At 65.0% G+C, this 26,948-nt stretch carries 27 protein-coding genes and 2 tRNA genes; 11 read left to right on the forward strand and 18 right to left on the reverse strand.

All coding sequences use genetic code 11. From position 1 onward, the window contains the following. The first annotated feature begins 23 nt into the window (after positions 1 to 23). The 4 genes from ACP156_RS07935 to ACP156_RS07950 all read left to right on the forward strand — a co-directional run bounded on the left by ACP156_RS07935 (position 24) and on the right by ACP156_RS07950 (position 1,736). Positions 24 to 281, forward strand: a complete 258-nt coding sequence (locus ACP156_RS07935) for a type II toxin-antitoxin system ParD family antitoxin (protein WP_425050733.1) — start codon at positions 24 to 26, stop codon at positions 279 to 281. Continuing rightward, the gene (locus ACP156_RS07940; protein WP_425050734.1) at positions 271 to 621 is read left to right on the forward strand and encodes a type II toxin-antitoxin system RelE/ParE family toxin; all 351 of its coding nucleotides are present in this window, start codon (positions 271 to 273) and stop codon (positions 619 to 621) included. The genes ACP156_RS07935 and ACP156_RS07940 overlap by 11 nt, the downstream gene beginning before the upstream one ends. Before the next feature lie 66 nt (positions 622 to 687). Next, complete coding sequence (locus ACP156_RS07945; RefSeq protein WP_425050735.1) at positions 688 to 1,608, forward strand: DMT family transporter; 921 nt, start codon at positions 688 to 690, stop codon at positions 1,606 to 1,608. A gap of 51 nt (positions 1,609 to 1,659) precedes the next feature. Beyond that, positions 1,660 to 1,736, forward strand: a tRNA-Ile gene (locus ACP156_RS07950). Positions 1,737 to 1,744: 8 nt separating this feature from the next. Here the strand turns inward: ACP156_RS07950 and ACP156_RS07955 are convergent. After that, a complete protein-coding gene (locus ACP156_RS07955; RefSeq protein ID WP_425050736.1) occupies positions 1,745 to 3,163 on the reverse strand; it encodes a TrkH family potassium uptake protein in 1,419 nt (472 codons plus the stop codon). 91 nt (positions 3,164 to 3,254) lie between these two features. Beyond that, positions 3,255 to 3,971, reverse strand: coding sequence for a YoaK family protein (locus tag ACP156_RS07960; protein ID WP_425050737.1), 717 nt, complete (start codon positions 3,969 to 3,971; stop codon positions 3,255 to 3,257). A 250-nt stretch (positions 3,972 to 4,221) separates the two neighbouring features. Between ACP156_RS07960 and ACP156_RS07965 the strand changes: the two genes are divergently transcribed. From ACP156_RS07965 to ACP156_RS07985, 5 genes are all read left to right on the forward strand, one after another. After that, complete coding sequence (locus ACP156_RS07965) at positions 4,222 to 6,261, forward strand: ABC transporter substrate-binding protein (RefSeq protein WP_425050738.1); 2,040 nt, start codon at positions 4,222 to 4,224, stop codon at positions 6,259 to 6,261. 126 nt (positions 6,262 to 6,387) lie between these two features. Then, positions 6,388 to 7,404: an ABC transporter permease gene (locus ACP156_RS07970; protein ID WP_425050739.1), complete on the forward strand. Its 1,017-nt coding sequence runs from the start codon at positions 6,388 to 6,390 to the stop codon at positions 7,402 to 7,404. Beyond that, a complete protein-coding gene (locus ACP156_RS07975) occupies positions 7,401 to 8,594 on the forward strand; it encodes an ABC transporter permease (protein WP_425050740.1) in 1,194 nt (397 codons plus the stop codon). The genes ACP156_RS07970 and ACP156_RS07975 overlap by 4 nt, the downstream gene beginning before the upstream one ends. Further along, positions 8,591 to 9,610 carry an ABC transporter ATP-binding protein gene (locus tag ACP156_RS07980; protein ID WP_425050741.1) on the forward strand — a complete coding sequence of 340 codons (1,020 nt, stop codon included), beginning with the start codon at positions 8,591 to 8,593 and terminating at the stop codon, positions 9,608 to 9,610. Before ACP156_RS07975 ends, ACP156_RS07980 begins: the two co-directional genes overlap by 4 nt. Beyond that, positions 9,607 to 10,458 carry an ATP-binding cassette domain-containing protein gene (locus tag ACP156_RS07985; RefSeq protein ID WP_425050743.1) on the forward strand — a complete coding sequence of 284 codons (852 nt, stop codon included), beginning with the start codon at positions 9,607 to 9,609 and terminating at the stop codon, positions 10,456 to 10,458. The genes ACP156_RS07980 and ACP156_RS07985 overlap by 4 nt, the downstream gene beginning before the upstream one ends. Here ACP156_RS07985 and ACP156_RS07990 read toward each other — a convergent pair. Further along, on the reverse strand, positions 10,455 to 11,780 hold the full coding sequence (locus tag ACP156_RS07990) for an ATP-binding protein (protein WP_425050744.1): 1,326 nt from the start codon (positions 11,778 to 11,780) through the stop codon (positions 10,455 to 10,457). The genes ACP156_RS07985 and ACP156_RS07990 overlap by 4 nt on opposite strands. A 55-nt stretch (positions 11,781 to 11,835) precedes the next feature. On the opposite strand from ACP156_RS07990, the gene ACP156_RS07995 reads away from it, so the two are divergent. Together ACP156_RS07995 and ACP156_RS08000 are read left to right on the forward strand one after the other, a co-directional pair. Next, positions 11,836 to 12,744 carry an MBL fold metallo-hydrolase gene (locus ACP156_RS07995; protein WP_425050833.1) on the forward strand — a complete coding sequence of 303 codons (909 nt, stop codon included), beginning with the start codon at positions 11,836 to 11,838 and terminating at the stop codon, positions 12,742 to 12,744. 60 nt (positions 12,745 to 12,804) lie between these two features. Continuing rightward, a tRNA-Asn gene (locus ACP156_RS08000) sits at positions 12,805 to 12,879 on the forward strand. 110 nt (positions 12,880 to 12,989) lie between these two features. Here the strand turns inward: ACP156_RS08000 and ACP156_RS08005 are convergent. From ACP156_RS08005 to ACP156_RS08075, 15 genes are all read right to left on the reverse strand, one after another. Further along, a complete protein-coding gene (locus ACP156_RS08005) occupies positions 12,990 to 14,009 on the reverse strand; it encodes a hypothetical protein (protein WP_425050745.1) in 1,020 nt (339 codons plus the stop codon). A gap of 96 nt (positions 14,010 to 14,105) precedes the next feature. Further along, a complete protein-coding gene (locus tag ACP156_RS08010) occupies positions 14,106 to 15,158 on the reverse strand; it encodes a phage portal protein (RefSeq protein WP_425050746.1) in 1,053 nt (350 codons plus the stop codon). A 2-nt stretch (positions 15,159 to 15,160) separates the two neighbouring features. Next, positions 15,161 to 15,697 carry a hypothetical protein gene (locus tag ACP156_RS08015; protein WP_425050747.1) on the reverse strand — a complete coding sequence of 179 codons (537 nt, stop codon included), beginning with the start codon at positions 15,695 to 15,697 and terminating at the stop codon, positions 15,161 to 15,163. A gap of 1 nt (position 15,698) precedes the next feature. Beyond that, complete coding sequence (locus tag ACP156_RS08020; RefSeq protein ID WP_425050748.1) at positions 15,699 to 16,247, reverse strand: HK97 family phage prohead protease; 549 nt, start codon at positions 16,245 to 16,247, stop codon at positions 15,699 to 15,701. Further along, a complete protein-coding gene (locus tag ACP156_RS08025) occupies positions 16,247 to 17,509 on the reverse strand; it encodes a phage major capsid protein (protein WP_425050749.1) in 1,263 nt (420 codons plus the stop codon). The genes ACP156_RS08020 and ACP156_RS08025 overlap by 1 nt, the downstream gene beginning before the upstream one ends. A gap of 3 nt (positions 17,510 to 17,512) precedes the next feature. Continuing rightward, positions 17,513 to 17,836, reverse strand: a complete 324-nt coding sequence (locus tag ACP156_RS08030) for an HNH endonuclease (protein ID WP_425050750.1) — start codon at positions 17,834 to 17,836, stop codon at positions 17,513 to 17,515. Next, positions 17,827 to 19,359, reverse strand: coding sequence for a terminase large subunit domain-containing protein (locus tag ACP156_RS08035; protein ID WP_425050751.1), 1,533 nt, complete (start codon positions 19,357 to 19,359; stop codon positions 17,827 to 17,829). The genes ACP156_RS08030 and ACP156_RS08035 overlap by 10 nt, the downstream gene beginning before the upstream one ends. Positions 19,360 to 19,602: 243 nt before the next feature. Continuing rightward, positions 19,603 to 21,084: an AAA family ATPase gene (locus ACP156_RS08040; RefSeq protein ID WP_425050752.1), complete on the reverse strand. Its 1,482-nt coding sequence runs from the start codon at positions 21,082 to 21,084 to the stop codon at positions 19,603 to 19,605. After that, positions 21,071 to 21,781 carry a bifunctional DNA primase/polymerase gene (locus ACP156_RS08045; protein WP_425050753.1) on the reverse strand — a complete coding sequence of 237 codons (711 nt, stop codon included), beginning with the start codon at positions 21,779 to 21,781 and terminating at the stop codon, positions 21,071 to 21,073. Before ACP156_RS08045 ends, ACP156_RS08040 begins: the two co-directional genes overlap by 14 nt. Next, the gene (locus ACP156_RS08050; RefSeq protein WP_425050754.1) at positions 21,778 to 21,999 is read right to left on the reverse strand and encodes a helix-turn-helix transcriptional regulator; all 222 of its coding nucleotides are present in this window, start codon (positions 21,997 to 21,999) and stop codon (positions 21,778 to 21,780) included. The genes ACP156_RS08045 and ACP156_RS08050 overlap by 4 nt, the downstream gene beginning before the upstream one ends. An 80-nt stretch (positions 22,000 to 22,079) precedes the next feature. After that, positions 22,080 to 22,424 carry a hypothetical protein gene (locus ACP156_RS08055; RefSeq protein WP_425050755.1) on the reverse strand — a complete coding sequence of 115 codons (345 nt, stop codon included), beginning with the start codon at positions 22,422 to 22,424 and terminating at the stop codon, positions 22,080 to 22,082. Continuing rightward, the gene (locus ACP156_RS08060) at positions 22,417 to 23,676 is read right to left on the reverse strand and encodes a tyrosine-type recombinase/integrase (protein WP_425050756.1); all 1,260 of its coding nucleotides are present in this window, start codon (positions 23,674 to 23,676) and stop codon (positions 22,417 to 22,419) included. Before ACP156_RS08060 ends, ACP156_RS08055 begins: the two co-directional genes overlap by 8 nt. A gap of 315 nt (positions 23,677 to 23,991) precedes the next feature. Beyond that, positions 23,992 to 24,981 (reverse strand): HupE/UreJ family protein, encoded by a 990-nt coding sequence (locus ACP156_RS08065; protein WP_425050757.1) that lies wholly within the window; start codon positions 24,979 to 24,981, stop codon positions 23,992 to 23,994. Next, complete coding sequence (locus ACP156_RS08070) at positions 24,978 to 25,814, reverse strand: peptidyl-prolyl cis-trans isomerase (protein ID WP_425050758.1); 837 nt, start codon at positions 25,812 to 25,814, stop codon at positions 24,978 to 24,980. Before ACP156_RS08070 ends, ACP156_RS08065 begins: the two co-directional genes overlap by 4 nt. 75 nt (positions 25,815 to 25,889) lie before the next feature. Then, positions 25,890 to 26,942: a hypothetical protein gene (locus tag ACP156_RS08075; protein ID WP_425050759.1), complete on the reverse strand. Its 1,053-nt coding sequence runs from the start codon at positions 26,940 to 26,942 to the stop codon at positions 25,890 to 25,892. Between the last annotated feature and the right edge of the window lie 6 nt (positions 26,943 to 26,948).

Genomic DNA, 26,948 nt, shown 5'->3' on the forward strand with positions numbered 1-26,948 from the left:
CTGAGTAGCATCGGAGGCCCGCCATGAGCGTCAAAGCATCGATATCTCTGACTGAAGCACAGGACGCCTATGCGCGGGAACTCGTCGCGCAGGGCCGTTTTTCAAGCCTGAGCGCCGTCGTTCAACAGGGGCTCGAGTTGCTGCGCGACCAGTCGCAGACAACGGACGCGCTGCGCGAGCTTCTTGCCGAGCGGCGACAGGGCGCGTTCACGTCGGCACCAGAAGCAGAAACCCGCACCGCGGAGATGATCGCCCGAAAACGAGCCGAGCGTGGTCTATGACGTACTTCTGGCCGAAGGTGTCGATGCAGATATCGAGCTGATCTTCGATTTCCTGTTCGAGGCTGCTTGCGATTTCGGCGAGTCCGAAGGGGACGCATTCGACCTCGCCGTACGCCGCATCACCGAGATACAGAAGGCAATGCGCGAGCTTGGCTACGCGCCGCATCAAGGCAGTTTGCTGCCGCATCTCGGAGCAGGTATCCGCAACGTCACCAAGGGCCGGGCCGTCTTCTACTTCGATACCGACGACACCCGACAGGTCCTACGCATCCTGGCCGTTTTCTTCGGAGGTCAGGACCATCAAGCGGGAATCCTGATGCGGCTGCTTGGTCGCCTCTGACGCCCCCATCCCCAATTCGCACGATCCGGGTCGCGCGTCCCCTGCCCGCTGCGGTACGTGGCGGGTATGACGCAGAAATCCCTCTCTCCGCGCGCCTGGGCCGAACTGGCGCTTCTTGCCCTGATCTGGGGCGGCATTTTCCTGTCGGTGCGCGTGGCGCTGGACGAGATCGGGGTCGCGACCGTCGTGGCGCATCGCGTGTTCTGGGCGGCTTTGATCCTGTGGGGCGTCGTTCTGGTCCGTGGACTAGAGATCCCGAAAGGCTGGCGGACGTGGGGCGCGTTCCTCATGATGGGCATCCTGAACAACGCCCTGCCCTATGCGCTGATGGCATGGGGGCAGTTGCATATAGAAAGCGGACTGACCTCGATCCTGAACGCCGCCACCGCCCTGTTCGGCGTGGCGGTCGCCGCGGCGGTGTTCCGCGATGAACGGCTCACCGCGCGCCGGGTCGCAGGCGTGGCCATCGGCTTCGCGGGCGTTGTGCTGGCGATCGGGCCCGAGGCGCTATTGCGGTTCGACCTGCGCTCGCTGGGCCAGATCGCGGTGCTGGGCGGCGCGTTCTCTTACGCGCTGGCGGGCGCTTGGGGCCGCAAGACCCTGTCGCATCTTCCGCCCCTGACCGCGGCGGCCGGGATGCTGACCGGAGCCGCGCTGTTCGCGGTGCCCGCCGCCTTCTGGCTCGACGGCGCGCCACAGGCCAGCCTTGCCCCGAGAACCTTCGCGGCGCTCGCCTATGCCGCGGTGATCGGCACCGCGTTCGCCTACCTTCTGTACTTCCGCGTTCTCGCCATGGCGGGCAGCGGCAACCTGCTGCTGACGACGCTGCTGATCCCGCCCGTCGCCATCCTGCTGGGGGCGTGGGTGCTGGACGAAACCCTGCCGCGCCGTGCGCTTGCCGGGTTCCTCGTGCTGGCCGCCGGGCTGGCGATCCTTGACGGGCGCGTCCTGCGCATGGCGCGAAGGCCGCAGCACCCGCGCCCGTGACCCGGCCCAGCTTGACCCCCGCCCGATCTCTGCTAATCAGCGATGCAGGTCGGGCCTGTAGCTCAATTGGTTAGAGCAGAGCGCTCATAACGCTTTGGTTGGGGGTTCAAGTCCCTCCGGGCCTACCAAAAACCCGTCACAGCATCTCGCGCCAGAACAGCGGCGTCAGCAGGACGAAGACGGTGATCATCTCCAGCCGGCCCAGGAACATGCCCACAGCCAGCACCGCTTTCACCGGGTCGCTGAGGCTGGCGAAGTTGCCGGCGGGGCCGATCAGCGGGCCGACGCCGGGGCCGACGTTCGCAAGCGCCGTGAGCGCGCCGCTGGTGGCCGTGGCGAGGTCGAGACCAAGGTAGGCCAGGACCAGGGACAAAACGCCGAAGGTCACCGCGAAGAACATGAAGAACGCCACGACGGACCCGATGACGCGGTCCTCGACCGGGCGGCCTTCGTAGCGCACGGTACCCACGATATGCGGGAAATGGATGCGGCGGATCAGGACAAGGACCGAGCGCGCGACAAGGATCCAGCGCATCGCCTTCGCGCCTCCCGCGGTCGAGCCGGTGCAGCCGCCGACCGCCGTCAGCAGGAAGAACACCGCAACCGCGACCGGCCCCCACGTCGTATAGTCCGTGGTCGCATAACCCGTCGTCGTCACCACCGACACGACGTTGAACGCCACCAGCCGCAGCGCAACCCACGGCGCGATGTGGTCGGCGGTCGAGACCCACAGCGCCAGCGGCAGGATCACCAGCAGAAGGCTGACGATCATCAGTTGCACCTGCTCGCTGCGGAAGGTGCCGCGGTGGACGACGCGGATGTACCACGCGAAGGGCAAGGCGCCGAGCAGCATGAACAGCGTCGCGGCCCACTGCAGGAACCCGCTGTCGAAATGTCCGAAGGACGCGTCGTAGCCCGAGTATCCGCCGGTGGACAGCGTTGTCATCGCATGTGTGACGGCGTCGAAAAGGTCCATGCCACCAAGGATGTAGACCAGTGCGCACAGGCCCATGAGCACCAGGTACGTGGTCAGGGTGGCGGTTGCGAACAGCGTGGCGTTCCGAAGCTCGCGCTCGCCCTTCTCCGAGCTTTCGGTGCGAAACAGTTCCATTCCGCCGACCCGCAGGATCGGCAGGATCGCGATCGCCGTGACGATGAAGCCGATGCCGCCCACCGCCTGCAACATGGCCCGCCACAGGATGATCCCTCTCGGCGTGCTGTCGAGACCGGACATCACGGTCGAACCGGTGGTGGTGATCCCGGACATCGACTCGAAAAATGCGTCGATACCGGTGAGGTCCCAAAAATACAGCGGCAAAGCGCCCGCGACGGCGGCCATGATCCAGACGCTTGAGGTGATGATGAAGGCATGGACCCGCCGCAGGCCGGTGATCCGGTTCCAGCTCGCCAGACACAGACCGGCCCCCACGAAGCCCGCCAGCGTCGCGGCTTCGAGAAACACGTCGCGCGTGGTCCCGAACAGCACCGCGTCCACCAGCATTAGGAAGGCGAAGAAGACGAGCACCAGCCCGTTTACGAAAAGAACGAAACCCATCCGGCCAAATGCCCTGGACCCATCCGATGCGGCGCGACTCGGCGCCTTGGCCGCGAGATATCCCGCAATCGGGTGCCGGTTGAAAGGGGGATCATCGTGTCTCGGTCCCGTAGGCGCGCCGCAATTCGGGCACGGCCAGCGCCAGCAGCACCCCGGCGACCAGCACGAAAACCCACGGACCGATGCGTTCGTAGCCCAGCACCCCGGCGACGCCGCCTCCGAAGAAGGCGGCCAGCGTGGCCAGATGCAGCGTCAGGCGGGCCCGCATCGCGGCCGATCGTGCGCCCGGCGAGCGGCTGCGGCGCAGCACCGAGGCCAGTTCGATCCCGAGGTCGGTCGCGATGCCCGAAACGTGACTGGTGCGGACGCGGCCGTCCGAGATCCGCGTCGTCGCCGCGTTTTGCAGTCCCATCAGAAAGCTCAGCCCGACCATCATCAGCCGTCCGCCGACCGCGACCGGAAAGGCTAGGTCCAGCGCGGCGAGGATCAGCAGCAGGACCGCTTCGGCCACGATGCTGAAGGCATAGACCCCGTGGATCCGCCGCGCCCGCCCGGCGTCGATCAGCATCGAAGACACCATCGCCCCCGCGACGAAGGCGGCCAGAAGTGACAGGAACCACAGGGCCGAGCCCCAGCGACCCAGCGCCAGCATGTCCGACGCAGTCGATACGTTGCCGGTCATGTTGGCCGAAAAATAGCCGAGCGCGCGGAACCCGGCCGCGTTCACCGCGCCCGCGACAAGGGCCAGCCAGACCGCCAGACGCAGGTCGATGGCGACGCTGCGATTCTTTCCGACATGGATCAGCATCCGGTTCCCGCCCCTCTGCGCGCCCGCCAAGTGTCCGGGTTCACGGCGAAACTGGCGCTTCGGCCGTCATACCGCTTCTGCATGCCGCCCAGTTTTCGGGCAGCCCTGCGCCGTCCAACGGCATTCATCCGGACGTTTCGGAATTCCAAGCGTTATCAGCATTCTCTGTGGATAAGTTGCCAGTTGTCACACGGGCGAAACAAAGCCTAGTCTTTCTCCGCATACCAAAAAACCAACAACGGGGAATACTATGAAACAGGGACTGCTAAGCGCGGGAGCTTTGCTGTTGCTCTCGACCTCTGCCTGGGCCGCCTGCCCGGCCGTGACGCAGAGCGACATGATGGGCGTCGCCGCAGGCGCTTATCCGCAACAATATGATCTTTCCGAATTCGAAGCGGCCGCCGGCTGCGAAATGGAATTGTCCGCCAACCCCGAGATCGACGCGCTGAACGGCGAGATCCAGGGCAACCCCGAATTGCCGCCGCTGGCCGAGCGCCTGCCGGCCGATCCGCTGGTCGTCGTGCCCTACGACACCGTCGGCAGCTACGGCGGCACGCTGCACGCCCTGTCGAACGCGACCGAGGCCGGCACGTCCGACTTCCTGTCCGTGCGCCACGTCAACCTCGTGCGCTATTCCGACGACCTGAACACCATCGTCCCGAACGTCGCGAAGTCGTGGTCGTGGAACGACGACTTCACCGAGCTGACCTTCACCCTGCGCGAGGGCCACAAGTGGTCCGACGGCGCGCCGTTCACCTCTGCGGACGTGAAGTTCTGGTACGACAACATCTCGCTCGACTCGAAAGTCATCGAGCAGCCCAAGGACTATGTCCTCGTCGCGGGCGAGCCGATGACGGTCGAGACGCCGGACGACGTGACCGTGGTCTTCAAGCTGCCGTCGCCGAAGCCCGGCCTTCTGGCGCACTTCGCCACCAGCTTCGCGCAGGGCTTCCTGCCGATGCACTTCCTTGGCCAGTACCACCCGGACATCAACGCCGACGCAGACGCGCTGGCGCAGGAATGCGGGTTCGAGACCGGGCTGGAAGTCATCACCGCGTATTTCGGCAACTCGGACTGGACGGACACGCCCACCCCGATGCTGAACAACCCGGACAAGCTGACCTGCCTCGACAAGGCGACCTATCCGACGCTGGAAAGCCATATCTACACCAGCGACACCACCGAAGGCCGGACGCTGGTCGCGAACCCGTACTTCTTCATGGTCGACACCACGGGCCAGCAGCTTCCCTACATCTCGCGTCAGGACGAGCTTTACGCCAACGACAACGAGGTTCGGATCCTGAAGCTGGTCAACGGCGAGGCGGACTACAAGTCGCAGTCGCTGACGCTGGGCTCTGCCCCGCTGCTGCTGGATAGCGCCGAAAAGGGCGACTACACGATCCAGCTGAAGCCGACGATCGCGATGCCCGCCTTCTCGTTCAACGTCACCAGCGACGACGAGGCGAAGCGCGAGCTGTTCGGCAACCTCAAGTTCCGCGAAGCGATGTCCGTCGCCATCAACCGCGACGAACTGAACGAGGTCGCCTTCTTCGGTCAGGGTGTGCCGAAGCAGTACATCGGCTTCTCGCCGACCCCCGCCTGGGTCGATCCGGAGCTGACCTCTTACATGGCGCAGTACGATCCCGAAATGGCCAAGTCGCTGCTGGACGAGATCGGCATGGTCGACACCGACGGTGACGGCTTCCGCGAACTGCCCGACGGGTCCGCTTTCGTGCTGAACATGCAGTTCGCCACGCAGGGCATCGGCGGCGAAGTCGTCGAACTGGTCGCCCAGAACTGGGCCGACGTGGGCGTGCAGACCACCGTGAAGGAAGTCACCCCGGACGAGTACCGCTCGGCCCAGTCCTCCAACGCGCTGGATGTCGGCATGTGGGAAAAGGGCCAGCCGGTCGCCATCGTGCTGGGCAACAACGAACTGTGGGTGCCGCCGTTCGAGAACTACTTCGGGCACCGCGTCGGCATGCTGTGGGCCGAGTGGGTCGACAGCGACGGCGCGTCGGGCGTGGAACCGCCGGAGTTCGTGAAGTCGCTGATGGCTGACATCGCCGCCTTCCAGGGCGCCGAGCCGGGCACGGACGAGCAAGCCGAGATCGGTGCGCGCATGGCGGACACGATGACGAAGAACCTGCTGTTCATCGGCACGGTTCAGGCGCCGAACGTGATCTATCACCGCAACGCGCTGAAGAACGTCACCGAGTTCCAGACCCAGTCCTACGAATACTACCGGACCTTCCCGTACCTGCCCGCGCAGTGGTGGCTGGACGAGTGATCGGGTGTGATGCAATCCGCATCACCTGAGTGAAAAAAAGGCGCCGGGCAGCGAGAGTTGTCCGGCGTCTTCTTGACCGGCCGAACGATTCCCGGGTTGGATTGTCGGAAAACACGACGGGGACGGATGTTACAATTCCTGCAATTCGCGACAGTGCGCGCGGCGATGGCGCTTTTCACCCTGCTGATGGTGTCGCTGATCGTCTTCACGCTGATGGAACTGGTGCCAGGCAACTGCGCCGAGCGCTATCTCGCCTTCAAGAACACCCAAGGCTCGGGCATCTCGGTGGCCGACATCGAGGCCGAGGAACGCCGGCTTGGGCTCGACCGCCCGTTCCTCGTGCGCTGGGGGTCGTGGGTCGGCAACGTGTTCCTCAAGGGCGAATTCGGCGACAGCTGCATCCTGCGCCTGAACATCAATGACCTTCTCGGAGACAAGTTCCTGATATCGCTGGGCATCTGTCTGACCGCCCTGTTCCTGGCCTATCTCATAGCGATACCCGTCGGCATCATATCGGCGTCGTCGAACAGCGCGCTTCTGAACGGCTCGCTGCGCTTTGTCTCGTACCTCGGCCTCGCCATGCCGAACTTCCTTCTGGCGCTGATCATCATGCTGGTTTCGACCGTGGTCTTCGGCGACTCGATGACCGGCCTGTTCTCGAACGAATACCGCAATGCCGACTGGTCATGGGCCCGTGTCGGCGACTTCCTGTCCCGCGCGTGGCTGCCGGTGTTCATCCTCGGCTGGTCGGCCACCGCCTTCGCGCTTCAGACCGTGCGGGCGCTTATGCTGGACGAGCAGGCCAAGCTGTACGTCACCGCCGCGCGCGCGCGCGGCCTTTTCGGCCGGCGGCTGCTGTGGCGCTATCCGGCCCGGCACGCGCTGGGACCGATCGTCAACTCGCTGGGCTTCGACCTGAACCGCATCTTCAACGAACTGCCCATCGTCGCGCTGATCCTGACGCTGACCGAGGCGGGCGCGCTTCTGCTGGAGGCGCTGGCGCGGTCGAACGACCAGCAGCTTGCCGGCGCGATCATCTTCCTGCTGACCGCCAGCATCGTCGCGGTGAACTTCATCACCGACATCGCGCTGGCGCTCATCGACCCGCGCATCCGCAAATCGGTGATGGGAGGCGCGGCATGAGCCAGATCGACCCCACCAAGCCGAACCTCGCCGAAACGACGGGCCCCACCGTCAGCGTCGTCGAGACCGAGGACGCCGTCGCGCGCCGCGCGAAAGAGGCCTATTTCACCGCCACCCAGCGCCAGCTGATCTGGGCGCGGTTCAAGAAGAACCGCACCGCGATGGTCGCCGCGACGATCCTTGTGGCGCTGATCCTCATGGGGCTGTTCGCGCCCTTCCTGTCGCCCTACGACCCGACCGTGGCGGGGCGCGACAAGGACTATCTGAACGGCGCGCCGCAGATCCCGAAATTCTGCGACCACAACGGATGTTCGGCGCGGCCCTTCATCTATGGCTTCAAGACGGAACGCTCGCCGGTGAACCTGCGGCTTGTCACCACGGTCGACACCGAGGACCGCCGCTATGTGCAGTTCTTCGTGACCGGCGATGACTACAAGCTGTTCGGCTTCATCCCCGGCTCGCTGCATCTGTTCGGCGTCGACGAGGGCTATATCCACCTGTTCGGCACCGATGATACCGGCAAGGACATCTTCAGCCGAACCCTGCACGCGATCTACACCTCGCTGGCGGTGGGCACGCTGGGCGTGTTGATCTCGTTCGTGCTGGCACTGATCATCGGCGGGGTCGCGGGGTACTTCGGCGGGGTGACCGACGGTATCATCCAGATGGTGACCGACGCGATCCGGACCATTCCCATCATCCCGCTGTTCATGGCCATCGCCGCCTTCATCCCCGACACATGGTCATCAGAGATGCGGTTCTTCTTCATCTCGATCATCATCGGGTTCATCAACTGGCCCACCCTCGCCCGCCGCGTCCGCACGCACCTGCTGGTCGAGCGGAATCAGGAATACGTGCTGGCCTCGCAACTGTGCGGCGCACCGGCGGGCCACATCATCCGGCGGCACCTGCTGCCGTCCTTCACCTCTTACATCATCGTCGACCTCGTGATTTCCTTTCCCTACATCGTGCTCTCCGAAACCGCGCTGTCCTTCATCGGCCTCGGCCTGAAGGACCCCGTCAACTCGCTGGGTGTCATGCTGCAAAACACCACCTCGGCGGACGTGCTGCTGAACTATCAGTGGTACTTCATTCCGGTGTTCTTCTTCATCGCGCTGGTGCTGGCCTTCGTCTTCGTCGGAGACGGTCTGCGCGACGCGGCGGACCCGTACGCGGGGCAGAAGAAATGAGCGCGCCCCTGATCGACGTCGACAACCTGACGATCCGCTTCCGCACCGACGAGGGCCTGATCACCGCCGTCGAGAACGTGTCCTTCGACATCGCCCCCGGCGAGGTGCTGGGACTGGTCGGCGAAAGCGGCTCGGGCAAGTCGGTGACCGCGAAGTCGCTGATGCGCCTGAACAGCGGCAACGCCGAATACGACGACGCCAGCCGCATCACGCTGAACGTTCCCGGCGAGCCGTCGCTGGACATCCTCAGCCTCAAGCGCGAACGCGACATGAAGCCGGTGCGCGGCGGCGCGATCTCGATGATCTTCCAGGAACCGATGGCCAGTTTCGCGCCCGCGATCACCATCGGCGACCAGATGGTCGAACAGCTTCTGCTGCACACCGACATGAACAAGAAGCGCGCGAAGGAGATCTCGATCGAGATGCTCGACCGCGTGGGGATCAAGGAACCCGCCAAGCGCTTCGACCAGTACGCCTTCGAGTTCTCCGGCGGCATGCGGCAGCGGGCAATGATCGCGATGGCGCTGTCCACGAAGCCGAAGCTTCTGATCGCGGACGAGCCCACGACGGCGCTGGACGTGACCATTCAGGCGCAGATCATCGACCTGATGAAAGACCTCGTGTCCGAGTTCGGCATGGGCATCCTGTTCATCACCCACGACCTTGGCGTGATCGCCCAGACCGCCGACCGCGTGGCGGTGATGTACCTTGGCCGCATCATGGAGACGGGCGCGGTGCGCGACGTGATCCGCCGCCCGGCGCATCCCTACACGCAGGGCCTGATCAACGCGCTGCCGAAACTCGACGATCTCGACGCGCCGCTGACACCCATCCCGGGCGACATTCCCAGCCCGCTGGAACGTCCCTCTGGCTGTGTCTTCCACACCCGCAACCCGAACCACGTGCCGGGGTCGCGCTATGAACGCGAGGTGCCGCCGATGACCGAGGTCTCGCCCGGTCACTTCGCCGCGCTGTTCCCCGAGGATGTGCCCGCCCTTCAGGAGCCCGTCCGATGAGCCGCCCCCTTATCCGCATCAAGGACCTGTCGATTCACTTCCCGCTGGGCCGCCGCCTGATCGGCCAGCCTCCGGTGCTGAAGGCAGTCGACGGCATCAACCTCGATATCCCCAAGGGAAGCTTCGTCGGGCTGGTGGGCGAAAGCGGGTCCGGCAAGACCACGCTGGGCCGCGCGATCCTGCGCGCCGCGCCGATCACCCACGGGTCGATCACCTATGACGATGGCCAGCGCACCTTCGACGTCGCCAACATCAAGCCGCGCGACCTGAAAGAGTACCGCCGCCGCGCGCAACTGATCTTTCAGGACCCATATGCCGCGCTGTCGCCCCGGATGACGGTGCGCGACATCATCGCCGAACCGCTGGAGGTGATGGGACTGACCAAGTCCCGCGCCGAGACCGATGAACGCGTCCGCGAGATCGCCGGCAAGTGCCGCCTGAACCTCGAACACCTGCGCCGCTATCCGCATGCCTTCTCGGGCGGTCAGCGGCAGCGTATCTCGATCGCCCGCGCGCTTGTGACGGGGCCGAAGTTCGTGGTGGCGGACGAGGCCGTGGCGGCGCTGGACGTGTCGATTCAGGCCGATATCCTGAACCTTCTCAAATCGTTGCAGCGCGACCTTGATCTGACGTTCCTGTTCATCAGCCACGATCTGAGCGTCGTCGCCCATGTCTGCGATTTCGTCGCGGTGATGTACCATGGCAAGATGATGGAACAGGCCCCGACCCGCCAGCTTTTCGCCGATCCGCAGCACGAGTACACCAAGTGTCTGCTGTCCGCGATCCCGTCGCTGGACCCGGACGACCGCCGCCCGGCGCGGATCTACAACCCGGAAGAAACCGCCTAGCGCGCCATCACGAGGTCGATCTTCAGCCCGCCCAGCCGCTCGCTTTCGCCAAGAAACAACGAGCCGCCGTGGCGCCGCGCGATGTCTTGCGCGATGGCAAGGCCTAGCCCCACGCCGGTCCCCCGGTCCTGATTGCGTGACTTGTCGAGCCGCGAGAACGGCTTCAGCGCCTCTTCCCGCAGGTCCTCGGGAATACCCGGCCCGTCATCCTCGACCGAGATCCGGATCGCGCGTTCGGTGACCGAGATCCGCATCTCGCAGGTCTCGCCATAGCGCAGGGCGTTGCCGACGAGGTTCTCCAGCGCCCGCGTGATCGCGTGGGGCCGCAGCTTGGTCGTGGGGTCGTCCACCGCGTCGCTTACCGACACTTCGGTCAGCGTCACGCTGTCGCCCGCCCGCTCGGCCACCTCGCGCACCAGCGCCACCGGGTCGCTGTCGACCGGCTCGCCCAGCGATTCCTCGCGCGAGAAGGCAAGAAACTCGTCCAGCAGCCGTTCCATGTCGCCGACATCGCGCAGCATCGCCTCGGCCTCTTCTTCTTCCTCCAGCATCGACAGGCCCAGCTTCAGCCGGGTCAGCGGGGTGCGCATGTCGTGACTGACGCCCGACAGCATCATCGTCCGCTGCTCGATCTGGCGCTCGATCCGCGACCGCATGTCGACGAACGCGCTGCCCGCCGCGCGCACCTCGTTCGCGCCCGAGGGGCGATAGGGCACCATCCGTCCACGCCCGAACTCGGCAGCGGCGGCGGCAAGGCGCGCGATCGGGCGCAACTGGTTGCGCAGGAAGACATAGGCGATGACCGACATCAGCGCGCCGGTCACCAGCATCAGCACCAGCAACTGGTGCGGATTCGAGGCCGACACCCGCCGCCGGTCGAACTCGGCCCGCATCGTGCCATGCACAGTGTCCAGCCATGCCACCGCCCGGCGGCTGGAGCTTTGCATGTCCACCGCCGCGACGCCGTCCATCTCGGACCTGAGCGTGCGGATCATCGCGAGACCGGAGAAGTCGTAAAACCGCCGCGCGTCGCCCTCGGGCGCGGTGGCGGGCACCGTAAACTCCAGCGCCAGCGGCGCGCCAAGCGACTTGGCCCGCGCCTGCGCCTCTGCAAGGTCGGGTGCCGCATCCACCACGCTGCGCACGAAACTCAGGTCCAACGCGACGTTGCGGGTCATCTGCTCGGTCACGCCCTCGAAATGGCGTTGGATGAACACGACCGACACCACCAGCTGCAGCGTGATGATCGGCACCAGCAGGATCAGCGCCGCCCGCCCGTACAACGAGCGCGGCATGTAGGATTTGCCCCGGAACAAGCTCATGCGCTAGCAATAGCCCCGCAGGCCCCTCAGGAGAAAGCGACTTTCCGTGACCGAGATGGATTTCGATCCCGTCCCCGGCGTGTCCGAGGTTCTGGCGCCCGGCCTGCGCCGCGTGCTGGCCCCCAACCCGTCGCCGATGACCTTTCGCGGGACCAACAGCTTTCTGGTGGGCGAAGGCCGCGTTGCGCTGATCGACCCCGGCCCCGACCTGCCCGCCCACCGCGACGCCCTGCTGGCCGCGCTGGCGCCCGGAGAACGGATCACACACATCTTTCTGACCCATGCCCACCGCGACCATTCCGCCTTGGTGCCCGCGATGCGCGAGGCTACTGGCGCGCCCGTGCTGGCGTTCGGAGACGCGCTGGCCGGGCGCAGCCCGGTGATGCAGGCGCTGGCCGCAAAGGGGCTTGGCGGCGGCGGCGAAGGGCTGGACCTTGCCTTCCGCCCCGATGCGACACTGGCGGATGGCGACACCGTGTCCGACGGCGACTGGTCCCTGACCGCGTTCCACACCCCCGGCCATGCCGCCAACCACCTGAGCTTCGGCTTTGGCGACATTCTGTTCTCGGGCGACGTGGTCATGGGCTGGGCCAGCACCATGGTCTCGCCCCCGGACGGCGACCTGACCGCCTTCATGGCCACCGCTGAACGTCTCGCCACCCTGCCCTTCAGCCTGTTCCACCCCGCCCATGGCGCCCTCGTCACCGACCCCGCCGCCCGCTGCCGCTGGCTGATCGAGCACCGCCGCACCCGCGAAGCGGCCATCCTCGAACACCTTTCCCAAGGCCCCGCGACGCCCGCCGAGCTGACCCGGGCGATCTACACCGACACCCCGCCGGCGCTGCTGCCGATGGCGCAGCGAAACGTCTTCGCCCATCTCATTGATCTGACGACGAGAAAGCAGACAAAGGCCGACCCCGCCCTTACCACCGATGCGCGTTTTTCCCTGCCCGCAGGTAAATGACGATTCCACGAAAATCCCTCTGGACGCCCGGAATCCCCCTTGTTATAGGAGCCGCGTTGTTCCGGCGTAGCTCAGCGGTAGAGCAGTTGACTGTTAATCAATTGGTCGTAGGTTCGATCCCTACCGCCGGAGCCATAAAAAGCCCTCTAGGTCAAAGACTTAGAGGGCTTTTTTGTTTTTCAGCGCAACGCCGTTAGCGACTGGGGTAACGGCTGGGGTAACACGCTGAGTTCGGCGATTTCGACCTAGTGTGCTTGCCTACGGCGCACGTTGCGGCCAATCCGGATGCGGATGCCTCGTTGCTGCAGTTCGGTTTGCATCAGTTTTGCGAACTCTAGCTCCCAGCCCTTGCGATGCACGATCCTATCGAACTGCGCGTTCGTCAGCTTAAGAAGCTCGCTTCTTGGACGCTGCGAAAGCTCTTCCCAGTCGCCGTAGAGAACATAGAGGGCATTGCCGTACTTCAGGTTCTCAAACGCCACCAAATCATCGGCGAACTTCGCGCCGATGTAGTGATCGTTTCCGCCCATGCCCTTGAGATATTCCGTGGGCTGGAACTGCTCAAACAGCTCAAGTCTCTCGCGAACCGTATCTGGAGCAGCACCACCTCGTCCGTCCTTGCCTTTAGTTAGGCGATCAACCAAGTCGTCCAGATCGCCCGGCGGGAAGAGTTCCCAGTCCAGCGATGATGTGAACACCACGCTTTGGCTACTTCCGGGTGCAACATCGCTTACCCCGGTGCACTCTTGAAGCAAGTTCAATGCAAAGAGCAAATCATCCGAGAAAGATGTTGTCTCCCTATCAAGGACGTCCGTGATCGAGAATACGATCCCGAAGCGTCCATCCTGCTGTTCTTCCTTCACTTCGATTGAAAGCTCGAAAAGGTACGGCGGAATCTGATCCCTCACGTATACTTCGCGGGGGATAGCGGCAGTAGTCCAACCGTTTCGAGCCGCATCCCCGTAGATCGGCACATCTTGATAGAAATACTTCGTGAACTTTGGCAGGTCTTTACGAACTACGGTCCAGCCCTCAGCGTTCTTCTTCGAGGTAGATCCACTGCTCTCAGGGGGAATGATCGTCCATACCTTCCCGACTTCCAGCGAGTCCCGTGTAAGACCGAGATGCTGATACACCCCAGCATCTACGGCATCACTGCTAATGACCTTTCCAGCAATGACACGAACGTTTCGTTCATCAAACCCTTCCAGCTTGGTCAGTATTTTCGCGGGTATCTTCCGAAACCCCTTCTTCCACGCCGCCATGGATAACCCTTCATATTGTGTCCGCTTCGCCTTACTCCACGTTATGTAGCGTTAGGTCGATTTTCAAGCATTGAGCAAACTTTTGGCCCGAACGTGCTATTGGTGATCCTGCCAGCCAGTAAGTTCCAATGCTTTCGCTGGATCAACGCCAGCTTCCTTTGCTTGTGCCAACGCCCCCACGATCGCGGTAATTGCCCTAGCCCTTCCGCCAGCATCGAATGCTTGCAGAGGGCGGAGCGTGTCGATCCGGACCTGAGCCCCAAGTTTGCTCGACGCCTCATCAGCCATCTGAGCCGCGATCGGTTGAAGCGTCCACTGTGCGAGATGCCGTTGCGCTTCGCGGACCATAGGGCCAGTCGTGGCGGGCGCAGTCAGGCCCGGCAACACGCCGAACGCCATGTTGATACCGTCTCGCGCCGCCGCCAGCGTTTCCCGCGTCATGCTCTTCGACAGGTCTGGGCTCACGTCCTGCGGTCGCCAGTCCTGCATGGGGCCGGGTCCGCCAGCCGCCGCGACGTTCACACTTTCCCGCAGCATGATCCGCCCACGCTTGCCCCGGAAGCCGCGCGCCATTTGTTCAAGGTCCGTCTGCGGCGTCTCAGGAAACGGCACGATCGACGTGCCGATCGGCGCATCCTCGAAGATTTCCGAGAGCGCTGTTTCTACAGCGTGCAACAGACCTGCCGTCAGTTGCGCACGGCGCAGCGGGGCGGTGCCGCACCACGGCGCGACGGGATCGACCCCGATGCAGAAGTGCAGAACCTCAGCCGCAAGCACCGTAAATGAATGCCCGCCACCGGCTTCGGAGACGGAAACCCGGTATGCCGTCGGAATGCCATCGCGGGTACGCAAGTCCCAGTCGGCCACCGGCACCAGCCGGTTACGGATCAGGAAAAGCGCCTCGCCCCTGAGCGCCAGAGAGCGCGCGGCAAGGGCTAGTGAGCGCCGGTCTAGCATGTCCGTGCCGTCGACGTCAGCGAGCGCTAGCCCGCCTTCCCAGAGCGTCACAGCGCCCTGAGCGGTCGACGTCAGTTCGGCGATGCCGCGTCGCCCTGCGACATAGCTCTCGCGCGCTGACATGATTTCCGCCGTGAAGCCCGAGCCGCTGGCGCGCGTCTCTTGGGCTGGTTTTCTCTTGAATGGCCACATGCTCAGGCCCTCCGCTTGTAGGGGCGCAGAAGGTCCGCCGCCCCGCTCAGTTCCATTGCCCGGGCGATCCATGCCGGGTTGCGCTCATAGGTCTCTTCCAAGACGCCCGGCACCGCGTGCGAAAAGCTTGACGCGGCGGAGCGATCCGGCTCATCCGCCAGATACTCAGCCAAGCGCCGAAATGCCTCGGAAACTACAGCAGGGACGTCACCGCTCCCGACTTCCGCAGTCACCCGGTAGGCAAAGCCCGGAAGCTCATAGTCGCCCCATGGCGAGGCCGCAGGCGTGCACCGGACCCATGATCCGTTTTCCCAGACCTCGATCTCCGTCACGTTGGCAGGCGATAGCGGGGGCTCCCATGCGTCGCCCCCCTCGACCGTCCAGACGACTTCGCGAAGCGTCCAGCGCATTCGGCAATATGCCTCGATCCGTTGCCAGATCGGTGCCGCGTCCAAAGCCGCCGCCGCCGGGGAGAGATTGCCCGGCGCGGCTGGATATGCCGCAGGGGTTGCTTCAGTTTCCTTCAGTGTGACTGCCATGTCAGGCCCTCCATCTTTTCCGGGCGGACAAGTTGGCGTGCGGAGCGTTGCCCCCTGCCTGCCAATTCCGCGCCTCGATTTGCGCTTGGTGGTAGGCGGGCCGCGTGACCGCCGAGACCTCGAACAAAGCCGCACTCGTCACCGTCCGCAGAAGTCCATTGCCGCGCCGCTCGATCCGCTCGCCACTGCGCGCCGCCCGGAAGCCCGGCGACAGGCCCCGGATCAGCCCGGCGGCATGAGCGGCGAGGAAGTCGCGCGCCCAAGTCGTGCCGCCGTCGATCGTCGCTTCAAGCTCAAGCGCCGCATCGGTGTCCCGCAGTTGCAGGGTGCCCGCCGCCCGAGACGCGAGAGGCCGATTGTAGTCGTGCCCGGCAAGAAGGTGCACGTCCTCGCCACGCTCGATCCGATCCGCGAAGGCGCGGGGTGCGAAAACCTCCGCCCGCCCCTCGGCCAGCTCGGTTTCCACGCCATAGGGGAACCGGGCGTGAAGGCGAGTTGTCCCGCCCTCACTCCGCAGTTCCAGCGCGCCATGCTCAGCGCCAAACAGCATCACTGCACCCCGGTCAGGACTTCGAGTTGCTGCGGGCGCGCGACAGTTATGTCCATCGTTGCAAGCGCGGTCAGCCGCAGGCCACCCGACGCGGCGTCACTGTAGGGATCGCGGATCAGGTCGACCGCGCCCCACGTCGCGAGGAAGAACGGCGATACGCCGCGGGCACTCGTCGTCAGAAGCGCCTTGGTTGCAAGCGGCGTGCCAGCCGGAGCCGCAAGCGCGTTCGGGCTCATGGCGATGTTGCCCGCCGGAATGTTTCGGGTCAGCCGGTCCCATTCCGTCACGCCGGTGCCAGTGTCGATGTAGGTATCGTCCATCGCGTCCCAGACTTCGGGGCGGATCAGCAGCCGCACACCGGACGGCGAACCCGACGCGTTGGAGAGCATGAAACGGGTCACGGCAGCACGGAACGCAGACCAGCTTGCGGGCGCGTCGATGACCGTTTCAGTGATGCCATAGCCGGACGTGTCAGCGATAACGCCATCCGGCTCGCCAGACGCGCCTGCGCCAAGGAAGGCAACACGGTCCATCTCCTGCGCGATCGCACCGTTCATGTCGCGCCGCACCGCCTGTTCCAGCGCTTGGCCCGATTGCTTCAGCGACTTGCGCGTCAGCTTCATCTGAATGCCGAGCGTGTGGTCGGGCGCGAGGGGCCGGTCGGTCGTGATGAAAGCCGACGGGCTCGCGACGGCGCCGGTCTCGGACGCCTGCCACGATGCCGTGACCGCGCTTGTCACGACGGGGTATTCGACCTCGCCCTGCGGGACGTTAATCATGCTGCCGCCCATGCGGGCCGCAACGGACTGCGGGAACAGCCGGTCGATGATCGGGCGGGTCTGCATAGGGTCGGGCGTCCCGCTTGCGACGGTCTCGCCCGCACGAAGTTCAAGCGCTTCCCATGGCACCGGAATACCCCGGAAGCCCCCAGCGCTGCGAAGTTCGGCGACGATTTCCGCCGTGCGTCCATCGAGCGCGCGGCCTTCGTCCAGGGCAAGCGCCACCTGCCGCATTTCGAAGCCCGCCATGACCTCAGCCCATTCCTGAGCGGAGCGGCCTTCCAGTTCGGCCCCTGCGTCCCGACGTTCCTCGTCTTCGGCAACCAGCGCCGCCCGATACCGGGTTTCGTTCGAACGATACTCGCGATCGAGTTCGTCCATCTTGCGGGTTTCGTCCTCCGTCGGCTGATCTTTTCCGACGATCTCGGAAAGGGTCTGGCGGATTTCGCTTTGCCGCCGGGCGATGGTTACGGAAGCGAGCATGATCTATCCTTTCTGCTCGACGTTGCGGCCCGTCTGGCGGACCAGTTCAGCCCAAGCCTGACGCTTGGGATTGAGCGGCGGTAAGCCGACCTCAATTCGTGTTTTTTCGGAGTGATGCGCGGCGCAGAGCGTCTGCAAATTGGCGAGCGACCAAGCCAAGTCCGGGCGATCGCGGACGGGTTCGATATGGTCGATTTCGAGCCGCCGCCGGGCACCGCATTTGACACAGGCCCAGCCGTCGCGCTCAAGCGCCTGCATCCGAAGCGCCTTCCAGCGCGGGCCGCGGGTGATATTCCGCGAGTGCCGCTTGTAATCCTTCAGCCCCATGCGATGCGTCCGCCCTTGCTCTTGGGCGCGCCAGTCATCCTCACGCCTTGTGCCACCGCGAGGACGGTTGCCGCCGCGGCGTCGATCCGCCCGGTGCTGCGCCCCTTCGCCAGCTTGTGATTACCCGCCGGGTCAACGATCGTGATCGCGTCCGCGAAAGCGGAGCGCAGCAGCAGCGACGGCGCGGTTCGCACCTTTTGTTCGAAGAGCGCGCGCCGGAACCGCTCGACGTCTTCGGACCCGTCCCGCCACCCCATGCCGCGCCAGACACACGGGACGCGCTCAAGCCCGGCGCCGCGCAGCGCCTCGACAAACTCCGCATGACGGAAGCGGTCGCCGATGATCGCCGCCGGGGCTTGCCCTTCGAAAAGGGCCGCCACGTCAGCAAGGAAGCGATCGACGGGCACGGTCGTGTCGCCCATCGTAACAAGCTCGCCGCGGTCGCTCATCTCGACATACCGCCCGGACACGCCGTCAGCCGCGCCACGGTCGCTCAGGCCGGGCTTCGTGGGGAACGCGCCTAGCGTTTCGAGACGGCCACTCTCTGGCCAATACAGCGCCGCTGCGGACATGCTGCGGGAGCCGCCAAGGTCGACCCCCATCACGACGGGGCCTTCGCGGTCGGGAAGAGCGTCGGGGGCGACTTCCGCCGCCAGCCATTCGTCCACCGTGACCAGAACAGACCGATCGTCCGATGCGACCCGCTCATTCCGGTTCAGGTTGCGGAAACTCGACAGCGCCGAACCGCCGCGCGCGATCGCGCGCCGGGCTTGCGCCTGCAGCCAATCCGGTGTCGAGCCGATGCCCTCGCGCGCGCCGGGATTGGCGATCAAGAGGCTCGCCAGATCATCGGGCGGCAGGCTTGGTTCGGGGCGATGCTCCTGCACGTAGGTGCCGGGGGGAGGCTCATCGAGCCACCGGCTGAAGGTATTCGCGTCGTCCGGTGCGGACGTGCTGATAATCAGCGCCCGGCCATCCCGCTTGCCAAGGCCGGACAGGATCGCGTTTTCAAGGTTGTCGCCTTTCTCGCGCTCCCATGCCGCCCGCTCATCGAGAATGGCGAGTGTCGGCGCACCCCCAAGGATCGACTTGCCATCCGCAGCAATGACGCGCGCCAGTCCGCCGCCGTTCTCTGCGGTCTCGACTTCGAGCTTCGAGCCCCGCCGGATCGTGAACTGCGCCTGATCCTCTTGGGGCAGACCTTCGATGAAACCGACAAGGAAGCCGAACGCCATCTTCGCTTGGTCGCGGTTCCGGGCGGCGAAGAGGATTTCGCGCTTCGGCTGCGGGGCGATCTCGCCCATCAGATGCCCCAGCGCGATACCAGCCGACAGCGCCGTCTTGGCGTTGCCCCGTCCGATCGACAGCAGCCCGACCGCGACGCCCTTCGCGAACGCGCCGCGCACGAAGTCCTTCTGGTAGCTCGCGAGCTTCAGCCGCTTGCCAGCAGTGCGGCCCTCGGGAACCGTGAGCTTTGGCAGGAAGCGCAACGCCGCCGCCGCTTCTTTGGATGCGCGCGCCATCAGATGCCCCCCCGGATTTTTTTCGGGAGAGAGAAATGAACAGTCTGACATACGGTAGCGCCCCCGAACGAAGAGCCGGTCATTGGGACCAGATGCGGCCTCCCTTCAGCGGCGTGCACCCCGCCGCTCAGGGCGGGTGCAACGCCCGGGGTATAGGGGGTATGTGTCGCACCCCCGTTGGCGGGGTGTTGGCGGGGGGTTGGACCGGGGGTTGCACAGAGTATTGCACCGGGGGTTGCACCCTTATTCCTGACCATCGTCAGCCCCCTTTCTCGCGATATGCGATCGAGCCTTCGCGCCGGCGCCATGGCTGGCGACGAAGATCACCCCGCGATTGAACAGCGTGTCCATCGCGCCCTTGAGCACCCGCTTGGTGCAGCCTTCAGCATCGGGATGGCTTGCGAATTGGGTCGGCGCATAGGTCGGCCCCGGGCTGGCGGAAACGTAGCGTCCCTGCGCTTCGAAGGCGTCCAGCAGCTTGAGGAAGACGCGCTCGCTCTTAGCCCCTACCGCCAGCGCATCAAGCCCGGCGGGCTGCGCCTCCGCGGCGAAGACACCCGCTTTCCACTTGAGATTGATCTCGCCACCCGTGCGCCCGTAGTTCGCCTTCTTGGTAGACAGCACGCGCGCATCCGGGTCGGGCTCGAAGCCGCTATCCGCGATCCTCGACAGATAGAGCCGCGACCGAACTGAGTTGTTCCAAGCCGTGCTGCCAGACGCCCCGCTGCCGCTGCTCAGGCCGGTCAGCGATGGGTGCCCCAGCAGCACGACCGCGCAGCGCCGCTTGATCGCCAGCCCACGTAGGATACCCACGAACTGCCGGACCTTGGCCCGGTCGTTTTCATTGGCGGGATACACGTCCGCCAGCGTGTCGATTACGATCAGCGCGGGTGCTTCGTCAGCCGCGCGAGCGTCCAATTCGGCGAACAATTCGGACTTCGTGAGAGCGATCTTGGTCTCGACCGCCAGCAACGCGTCCTCGCCCGCCAGCGACCGAAGAGTGAGACCCGACAGATCGTCATAGCTCCGCCCCTCCGCGCGAAGAATATCGTCTGTGCGGCGGTGCAGTTCGTCGTCGTCATCTTCCGCGCTGAGGAAGATCGCGCCGCCGTTCGAAACGGCCTTGCCGATCCACCCGGTGCCCGCGACGACTGCCACGGCCAGTTGCAGTGCTAGCAAGCTCTTCCCCGTGCCGCCGTCGCCGCTGAAGAGCGTGACGGTCTTGTCTGGCACCAGTCCATCGACAAGCCATTGCCGCGGCGGGACAGATTTCCCTTTCAGCGTCGCCGCGGAATAGAACCGGCTATCGCGCGTGGCGTCCGGCTGAACCATCGTCGAGCCTTTACGCGAGGTCTGGAACACCGTGCGATCGCGCGGGTGTTCCGGTTCCCGCATCCCAGCGCTGAGCCCACTGCGGATCGTGGCGAACACGGCTTCGGCATTGTCTTCTTGCGCCAAGCCGCATTCGATCGCCGCTCCGAAAAGTGCTGTCAGAACGTCACCTTCGTAAAGGTATCCCGCGGCCACCTTGTGCCCGAGCTTGAGCGCGGCGGTGTTAAGCGTGTTGTTGCGGGTGCCTTTCTCCGCGTTCGCGACGTTCTTCACCTCGTCTTCAAATGCGGCACGCGCCCACCGTTCGTTGCGCGAAGCATCCTTCTCCGCGCGCTTTTCTGCCTCCAAGTCGCGGAGCCGTTCGGGATAGGTCGGGAATTCATAGACAGCCATAGCTGCCCCGCTCCCACTGGTATTCATCGCGCTCGATCGACGGCAGCGATGGAGGCAAGACGACGTATCCGCCATCGCCCCGAATATCGACGCCCGCCGCCAGAAGCCCCGCCGAGTTCTTCAGCGGGCCGCTGTAGCGCATGAAAAAGTGCAGACCGCCGCTCGGGGTCGCGGCGATGATCGGCGTGAGCGCGTAGGGATCGAACCCGGCTGCGCGGAGGTTGGCGAGCCCGTCGACGCCACCTTTTCGGTCGACGTCCAGCACCACGACGCCTGAGCGCTCGCCCGTCGGCATTCCGATCATGGCGAGCGGCCAGCGCGCCCACCATGCCTTGATCGTGGCGGGATCGGTTGTAGCGCGCCGCATTCTCAGGTCGGGGTGTCCGTCTTTGCCCTTTCCCCACTTGACCAAGGGCTTTTTGTGCCCGTCGATCATCATGGCCGGGAAAATCGGATAGCCCTTTGCGGCGTAATTCAGCGCCGCACGCAGAAGCTCATTGCGGAACAATGCCGCACGTTCTTCCGGGGTGCCAATGTAAGGCCAGCCGTCGGATTTCCGATGACCGTCGTTATTCGGATGACATTGCGGTTCACTAGCGCTATTCTGCGACTGACGTTGACTGACATTTTCGAATGTCTCTACGCCGCTGCGGGAGCCTTCCCCAGCGGCGTTTTCTTTTTTCGCGCTGGGCGTCATGCCGCCACCTCGCGCGCTTCCAGCCACGCGATCACCTCAGCTTCGCGCCAATAGCGCCTCCGGGCGATGTAGATCGGCTTGGGGAAACTCAGTGCCGGGTCATTGAGCCAGCGCCAAAGAGACATATCAGATACGCCGCCGCAGAGTTCGCAGACGCGCGCGGCGTTTACCCGCCTATGTGGGTCGATCGAAGCTGTTTGGGACGCTTCGGGGTTCATTGGGCCACCTCGCTTGGTAACGTTAGGTGGCCCTATTCATGTCGGTGCGGTCGTCCCCTTAATACGACAACAAACACGCTTTATTTGTCGGCTTCCCGATGCGCCTTTCGAGCTTCGCGGAAATAGCGCAATCCGCGCTCGGCGGTTCTTTTTTCGACCCCAAGTTCGTCGGCGATTTCTTGAATTGTCTTCCCACCCTCTTCGGCAATAGTTCCCACATCATGCCATTTCATCGGCGGCTTGGCCGGGCGACCCTTCGGTTTCGTCTCTTCAAGCAAATCGGCGATCGCGTTTCGGGTGTCGGCGTCGATCTCTCGATCCGATCGCAAAGCCTCGACCGCCAACTGAACACGTCGATACCGTTCGGACTGATAAGGCTCGTCCGGGTCTTGCCGCTGGATTTGCCATGCTCGCAGGTCAACCAATTTGGGCCTCCGCGATCCGCACCACGTTGCTCTCCTGACCCTCGATCGTCTCAGCCGCGAAACGCGCCCATGCTTCCAGCGCGTTGCGCTTCTCGTCCGCGTAGTCATGCCGCTGATAGACGCCCACGATCCCGCCGCCAGTCCCGCTAATATGGTTGAGCACGGCTTCCGTCACGCGCACGGGAATGCCCAAGCGCGCCATGCCGGTCGCTGCCGTCCGCCTCAGATCGTGAAAGGTCCAGTGCGGTATGTCGACTGGCTCGCCCACCTCTTCCCGGGCAATCTCGACCATGCGTTCGGCAAGGTGTCCACGGCCCTTGTGAAAACCGCTCAGGGGGGTTGCGCCGGTTGAAGTGTGATAGAGGCCCGCGGTGCCGTCCATCCGCTCCATGCCCGCCAGCACGCCCCTGACGGCTTCAGACAACGGCACGTCGTGCGCGCGGCCATTCTTGGTTCGCGTCGCCGCAAGGTGCCACGTCTCGCCGGTAATCTCGGCGTCGCTCATGCCAGCGACCTCGGACAGCCGCTGACCTGTTAGCAACAAGACCTTGCCCAGCGTCCCCCACGGTTGACCCTCGACCTCGCACGCCCGCCAGAACCATCGGACTTCCGCGTCCGACAACACGCGGTCGCGGCTCGTCTCCTTCGCCGCGGGCTTCACGCCTACCGCTGGCGACGCCACGATCACGTCGCGTTCGACGCACCAGTTCAGAAACTTGTTGAGGTAGGCCCGGACCCGGTTGGCCGTCACGACGCGCCCACTGTCGGCAATACCGTCCAGCAGGTCGATCACGTCCCGCTTGGCAATGTCGTGAATGTCCCGCTCGCCCCATTCACTCACAACGTGCCGCTCAAGCTCCCGCTTCACGGTCGCGCCGCTCTTCAGACTGGCCAGATGCCGCTTGGCGTATTGGTCGATCAGGGTCTTGATCTTGTCGCGCTCCGATAGCTGAGCTTCCAGCCTTGCGGCCTTGGTGCGCTTCTTCGCGGCGCTCGGATCATTGCCATGCTCAACAGCTTCGATCGCGTCGGTTGCCGCAGCACGCGCGTCGGCTAGCCCCATGAGCGGCCAGCGACCCAGCGTCAGCTTCTTCGGCTTGCCCGCATAGCGATACCGCAGCGCCCACGACTTCGCGCCGCTAGGCTGCACCACAAGATACAGCCCAACCAAGGCTGGATCGGGGATTTCCTGACGCCGATCGGGGTCCGGTCTCAAGGCTTCGACGGCCTTGCTGGTCAGCGCTCGTGGCATAGTCAAATGGTCCTCTGGGGTAACACAGGGGTAACGGATCAGGGTGATTTGTGCCGTTACCCCCCGTTACTAACACCTCCGAACCAAGGCCACAACTATCTGTACTGCATACGATTTTTCAGTGTCGATAGTTTTGCAAAGTTATGCCCCGTTTGGCCCCGTTTTTTGACTGTTAATCAATTGGTCGTAGGTTCGATCCCTACCGCCGGAGCCAACACTTCCCAAGATCGCGTATCAGACTGAAAAGGCTCAGGCCGGCCAGAGGCGTGGCGGAGCGTCTCGTTTGCGCACTCGGCCTCGCGCGCCCCGCGTTCCCTAGAACCCCGATATCCGTTCGATGACCCAGAAGGCCGCGATGCTGCCGATGGCGTAGCTGGCGCCGCGGCGCAGGCCGTTGGCGTGGCGGGCGAGGACGGGCAGCAGCAGGCGGGCGATGGCGCCAAGGGCGAGGATCGCGAAGATGAAGGCCAGTTGGCCAAGTTCCACCCCGACGTTGAAGGCGAACAGGGCCAGCGGGATGTCCCCGGCGGGAAGGCCGATCTCGGTCAACGCTCCGGCGAAGCCCAGCCCGTGGATCAGCCCGAAGCCGAAGGAGACCAGCCATGGCGCGCGGGTTGTCAGCGGGTCGCGGCGATCCGGCGCCAGCGTGAGTTCATAGGCAAGGAACACGATGGACAGCGCGATGACGGCTTCGACCGGCGGCGAGGGTATGTTCAGCACGCCGGCCGTCGCGGCTGCAAGCGTGATGCTGTGCGCCAGAGTGAAGGCAGTCACCGCCCAGAACAGCCGCCGGTAGTCCGACACCAGCATCAGCAACGCGAGCACGAACAACAGGTGATCCAGCCCGCCGAGGATGTGGCTGAAGCCAAGCGAAACGTAGCTTTGCAGCACGTCCGCGACGCCCGCCTCGGCGGGGACGACAAAGGCCGGGTCGGTGGCGGTCAGCCGGTGGACCTGCGCCCGGCCGGGTTCCAGCTCGTAGCGGACCAGCGTGTCCGTGCTGCTGCGCTCCAGCCCCTCGATGTGGATGGTGCCGCCCGCCAGACCGCCGGGACAGTTGGCGATACCACCGGAAACCCACGCGCGGCCATCGAAGACCGGCGCCGTGGGCGAGGCGTCACCGCAGCTTTCGGGAAGCCGCACTTTCAGCGGCATCGGCCTGCCGCCGATGTCGGGCGCGCGCCATGTCACGCGCCAGTTGTCCTGCCCCAGCGCGCGCAGTTCAAGATAGCCCGGATCCAGCGCGTGGGCCGAGGCGATGGCGGGCAGGACAACCGCGATAAGGGCAAGGACAAGCCGTCTCATTCCGCCAGTACCTCGTCCACCGGCGGCAGCGAGACATTGTAGCGCGACAAGAGCATCTCTCCGAAGGCCGCGCTGGCCTCTTTCGCCTTCTCGGCGCGCCACGCGGTTTCGACCCGCGCGCGGACCTCGTCAAGCGCGGGCATGGCGCCCGGCACCCGTTCCGTCACCCGCACCAGATGCATGCCATAGCCGCTTTGCACCGGCCCCGCCCATTCGCCCTGAGGCAGTTCGGACAGCGACGCGGCGAAGCCAGCACCGAAGCTGCGGCCGATCACCGGGGCGGCCATCATGCCGATGCGCATCGGCAGCAGACTGGGCGCGGCGAGCGTCGCCGGGTCCGTTCCGGCCCGTAGCGCGGCAAGGATCGCTTCGGGGTCAGAGGCCTCTTGCGCGCTCAGCTGAAGCTGGTCGAAGGCCACTTCCGCCGGGCGGCGGAACTTGTCGGGATGCGCGTCCAGATAGGCCTGCAGCGTCGCGTCGTCCGCGTCCAGCGCGGCGGCCCCGCCCTCGGCGAGGAATTTCATCTTCAGGTTCAGGCGCTGCCGGATCACCGGGTCGCCCCGCTCGAGACCCAGCGCAGTCGCTTCGCGCACAAAGGCCTCTTCCAGCGCCCAGGACTGCATCAGCGCGTCCAACTCGTCGGCGGTCGGCGGGCGGCTCCATGTCTGTTCGAACCGCTGCGCGATCCGCCGCGCCTCGTCCGCGCTCAGCGTCAGCGCATCCGGTTCCGGCGGCGGAGGTGTGTCGTCGACCATGGCGAACAGGGCGAAAATGCATCCGCCCAGAACGAAGAAATGCACCAGCGGCGAACGGAGGATCGTGGAAAGGGACATAGGCTACATCTTAGCGGGATTTTGAAGGAAGCGGGCCGCGAAACGGGCGGTGCGTCGAGGTTGCATGGGCAGGCGCTATCCGTCCGAGGACGTGTCCGGCGACCAGCCGCCAACGGCCCGCGCCTGCGCGAGATACATCGCCACCGGCATCACCACGGCGGCATCCGCAAGACGTCCCGATCTGAGGACCGGTTCGAGGATGTCGGCCTGCGACCAGTCCTCGCGGGTGAAATACTGGCGCGCAATCGCCGCGGCAGCGACCGGGCGCGCGTCCATCAGGCGGACCAGCGTCTTCTGGATCTCGCCCTGCAGGTCGGGCGATCCCGACCCGCCGTGAATGGCAAGAGCCGAGACGACCTGTTCCAGCGTGTCGATGCCCAAAAGCGGGTTGTTCAGAACCGCGTCTTCCAGCCGCGCGATCCCGGCGGCGCCGTCGATCTCGATCAGCGCGGTCGCATAGGCGCCGAGAATGAAAGAGCCGGTATCGACACGGCCCATGCTGTCGATGGCAGCGCGCAGCGCCGACCGGGCCCTTGGGTCGTCGCTCAGGCCCAGAAGCAGAACCCGGATCGGTCGCAGCGCGAAGCCGTTCGGGTCGCGCACCCCGGCCAGCAGGTCGTCGACCGGGATGCGCAGGTCGATATCCCGCAGCATCTCGTAGGGCGCCTGATCGATCTCGCGCAGGGCAAGCGTGCGCATCGCGGGCGATGGATGGGTCTGAAGCCCCTCGAACAGCGCAAAGCGGTCCGGGTCATAGGCGCCGGTCCACCCTGCCCTTCGCGACAGGACCGTCTCGACCAGTTCGCGGTAGTCTGGCGTCAGGTAGGCCAGCCGTTCCCACCGCCCGGTCGAAGGCTCCTGTACGAACAGGACACCGTCTTCGGGGTTCAGGGCCAGCCTGCGCCGCGTGGCGCTGTCGACCAAAGCCCCGATGGAGACCGGTTCGCCGTTGTCGACCAGCGTCTCGACCGGGACATAGGCGAAGGGGTTGCCGGGCGCGTTTCTTGCGACGACCACGTGATCGCCCTCGACCAGCCAGTCGATCACCGTCTTCTCGGGCGCGTACATGTGAAACCCGCAGGCCCCCGCGGACCCGGCCAGAACCGCGCAAGCCGCGACCGTGCTCAATGTCCG

The organism is Psychromarinibacter sp. S121, from assembly GCF_049801035.1.
Lineage (GTDB): Bacteria > Pseudomonadota > Alphaproteobacteria > Rhodobacterales > Rhodobacteraceae > Psychromarinibacter.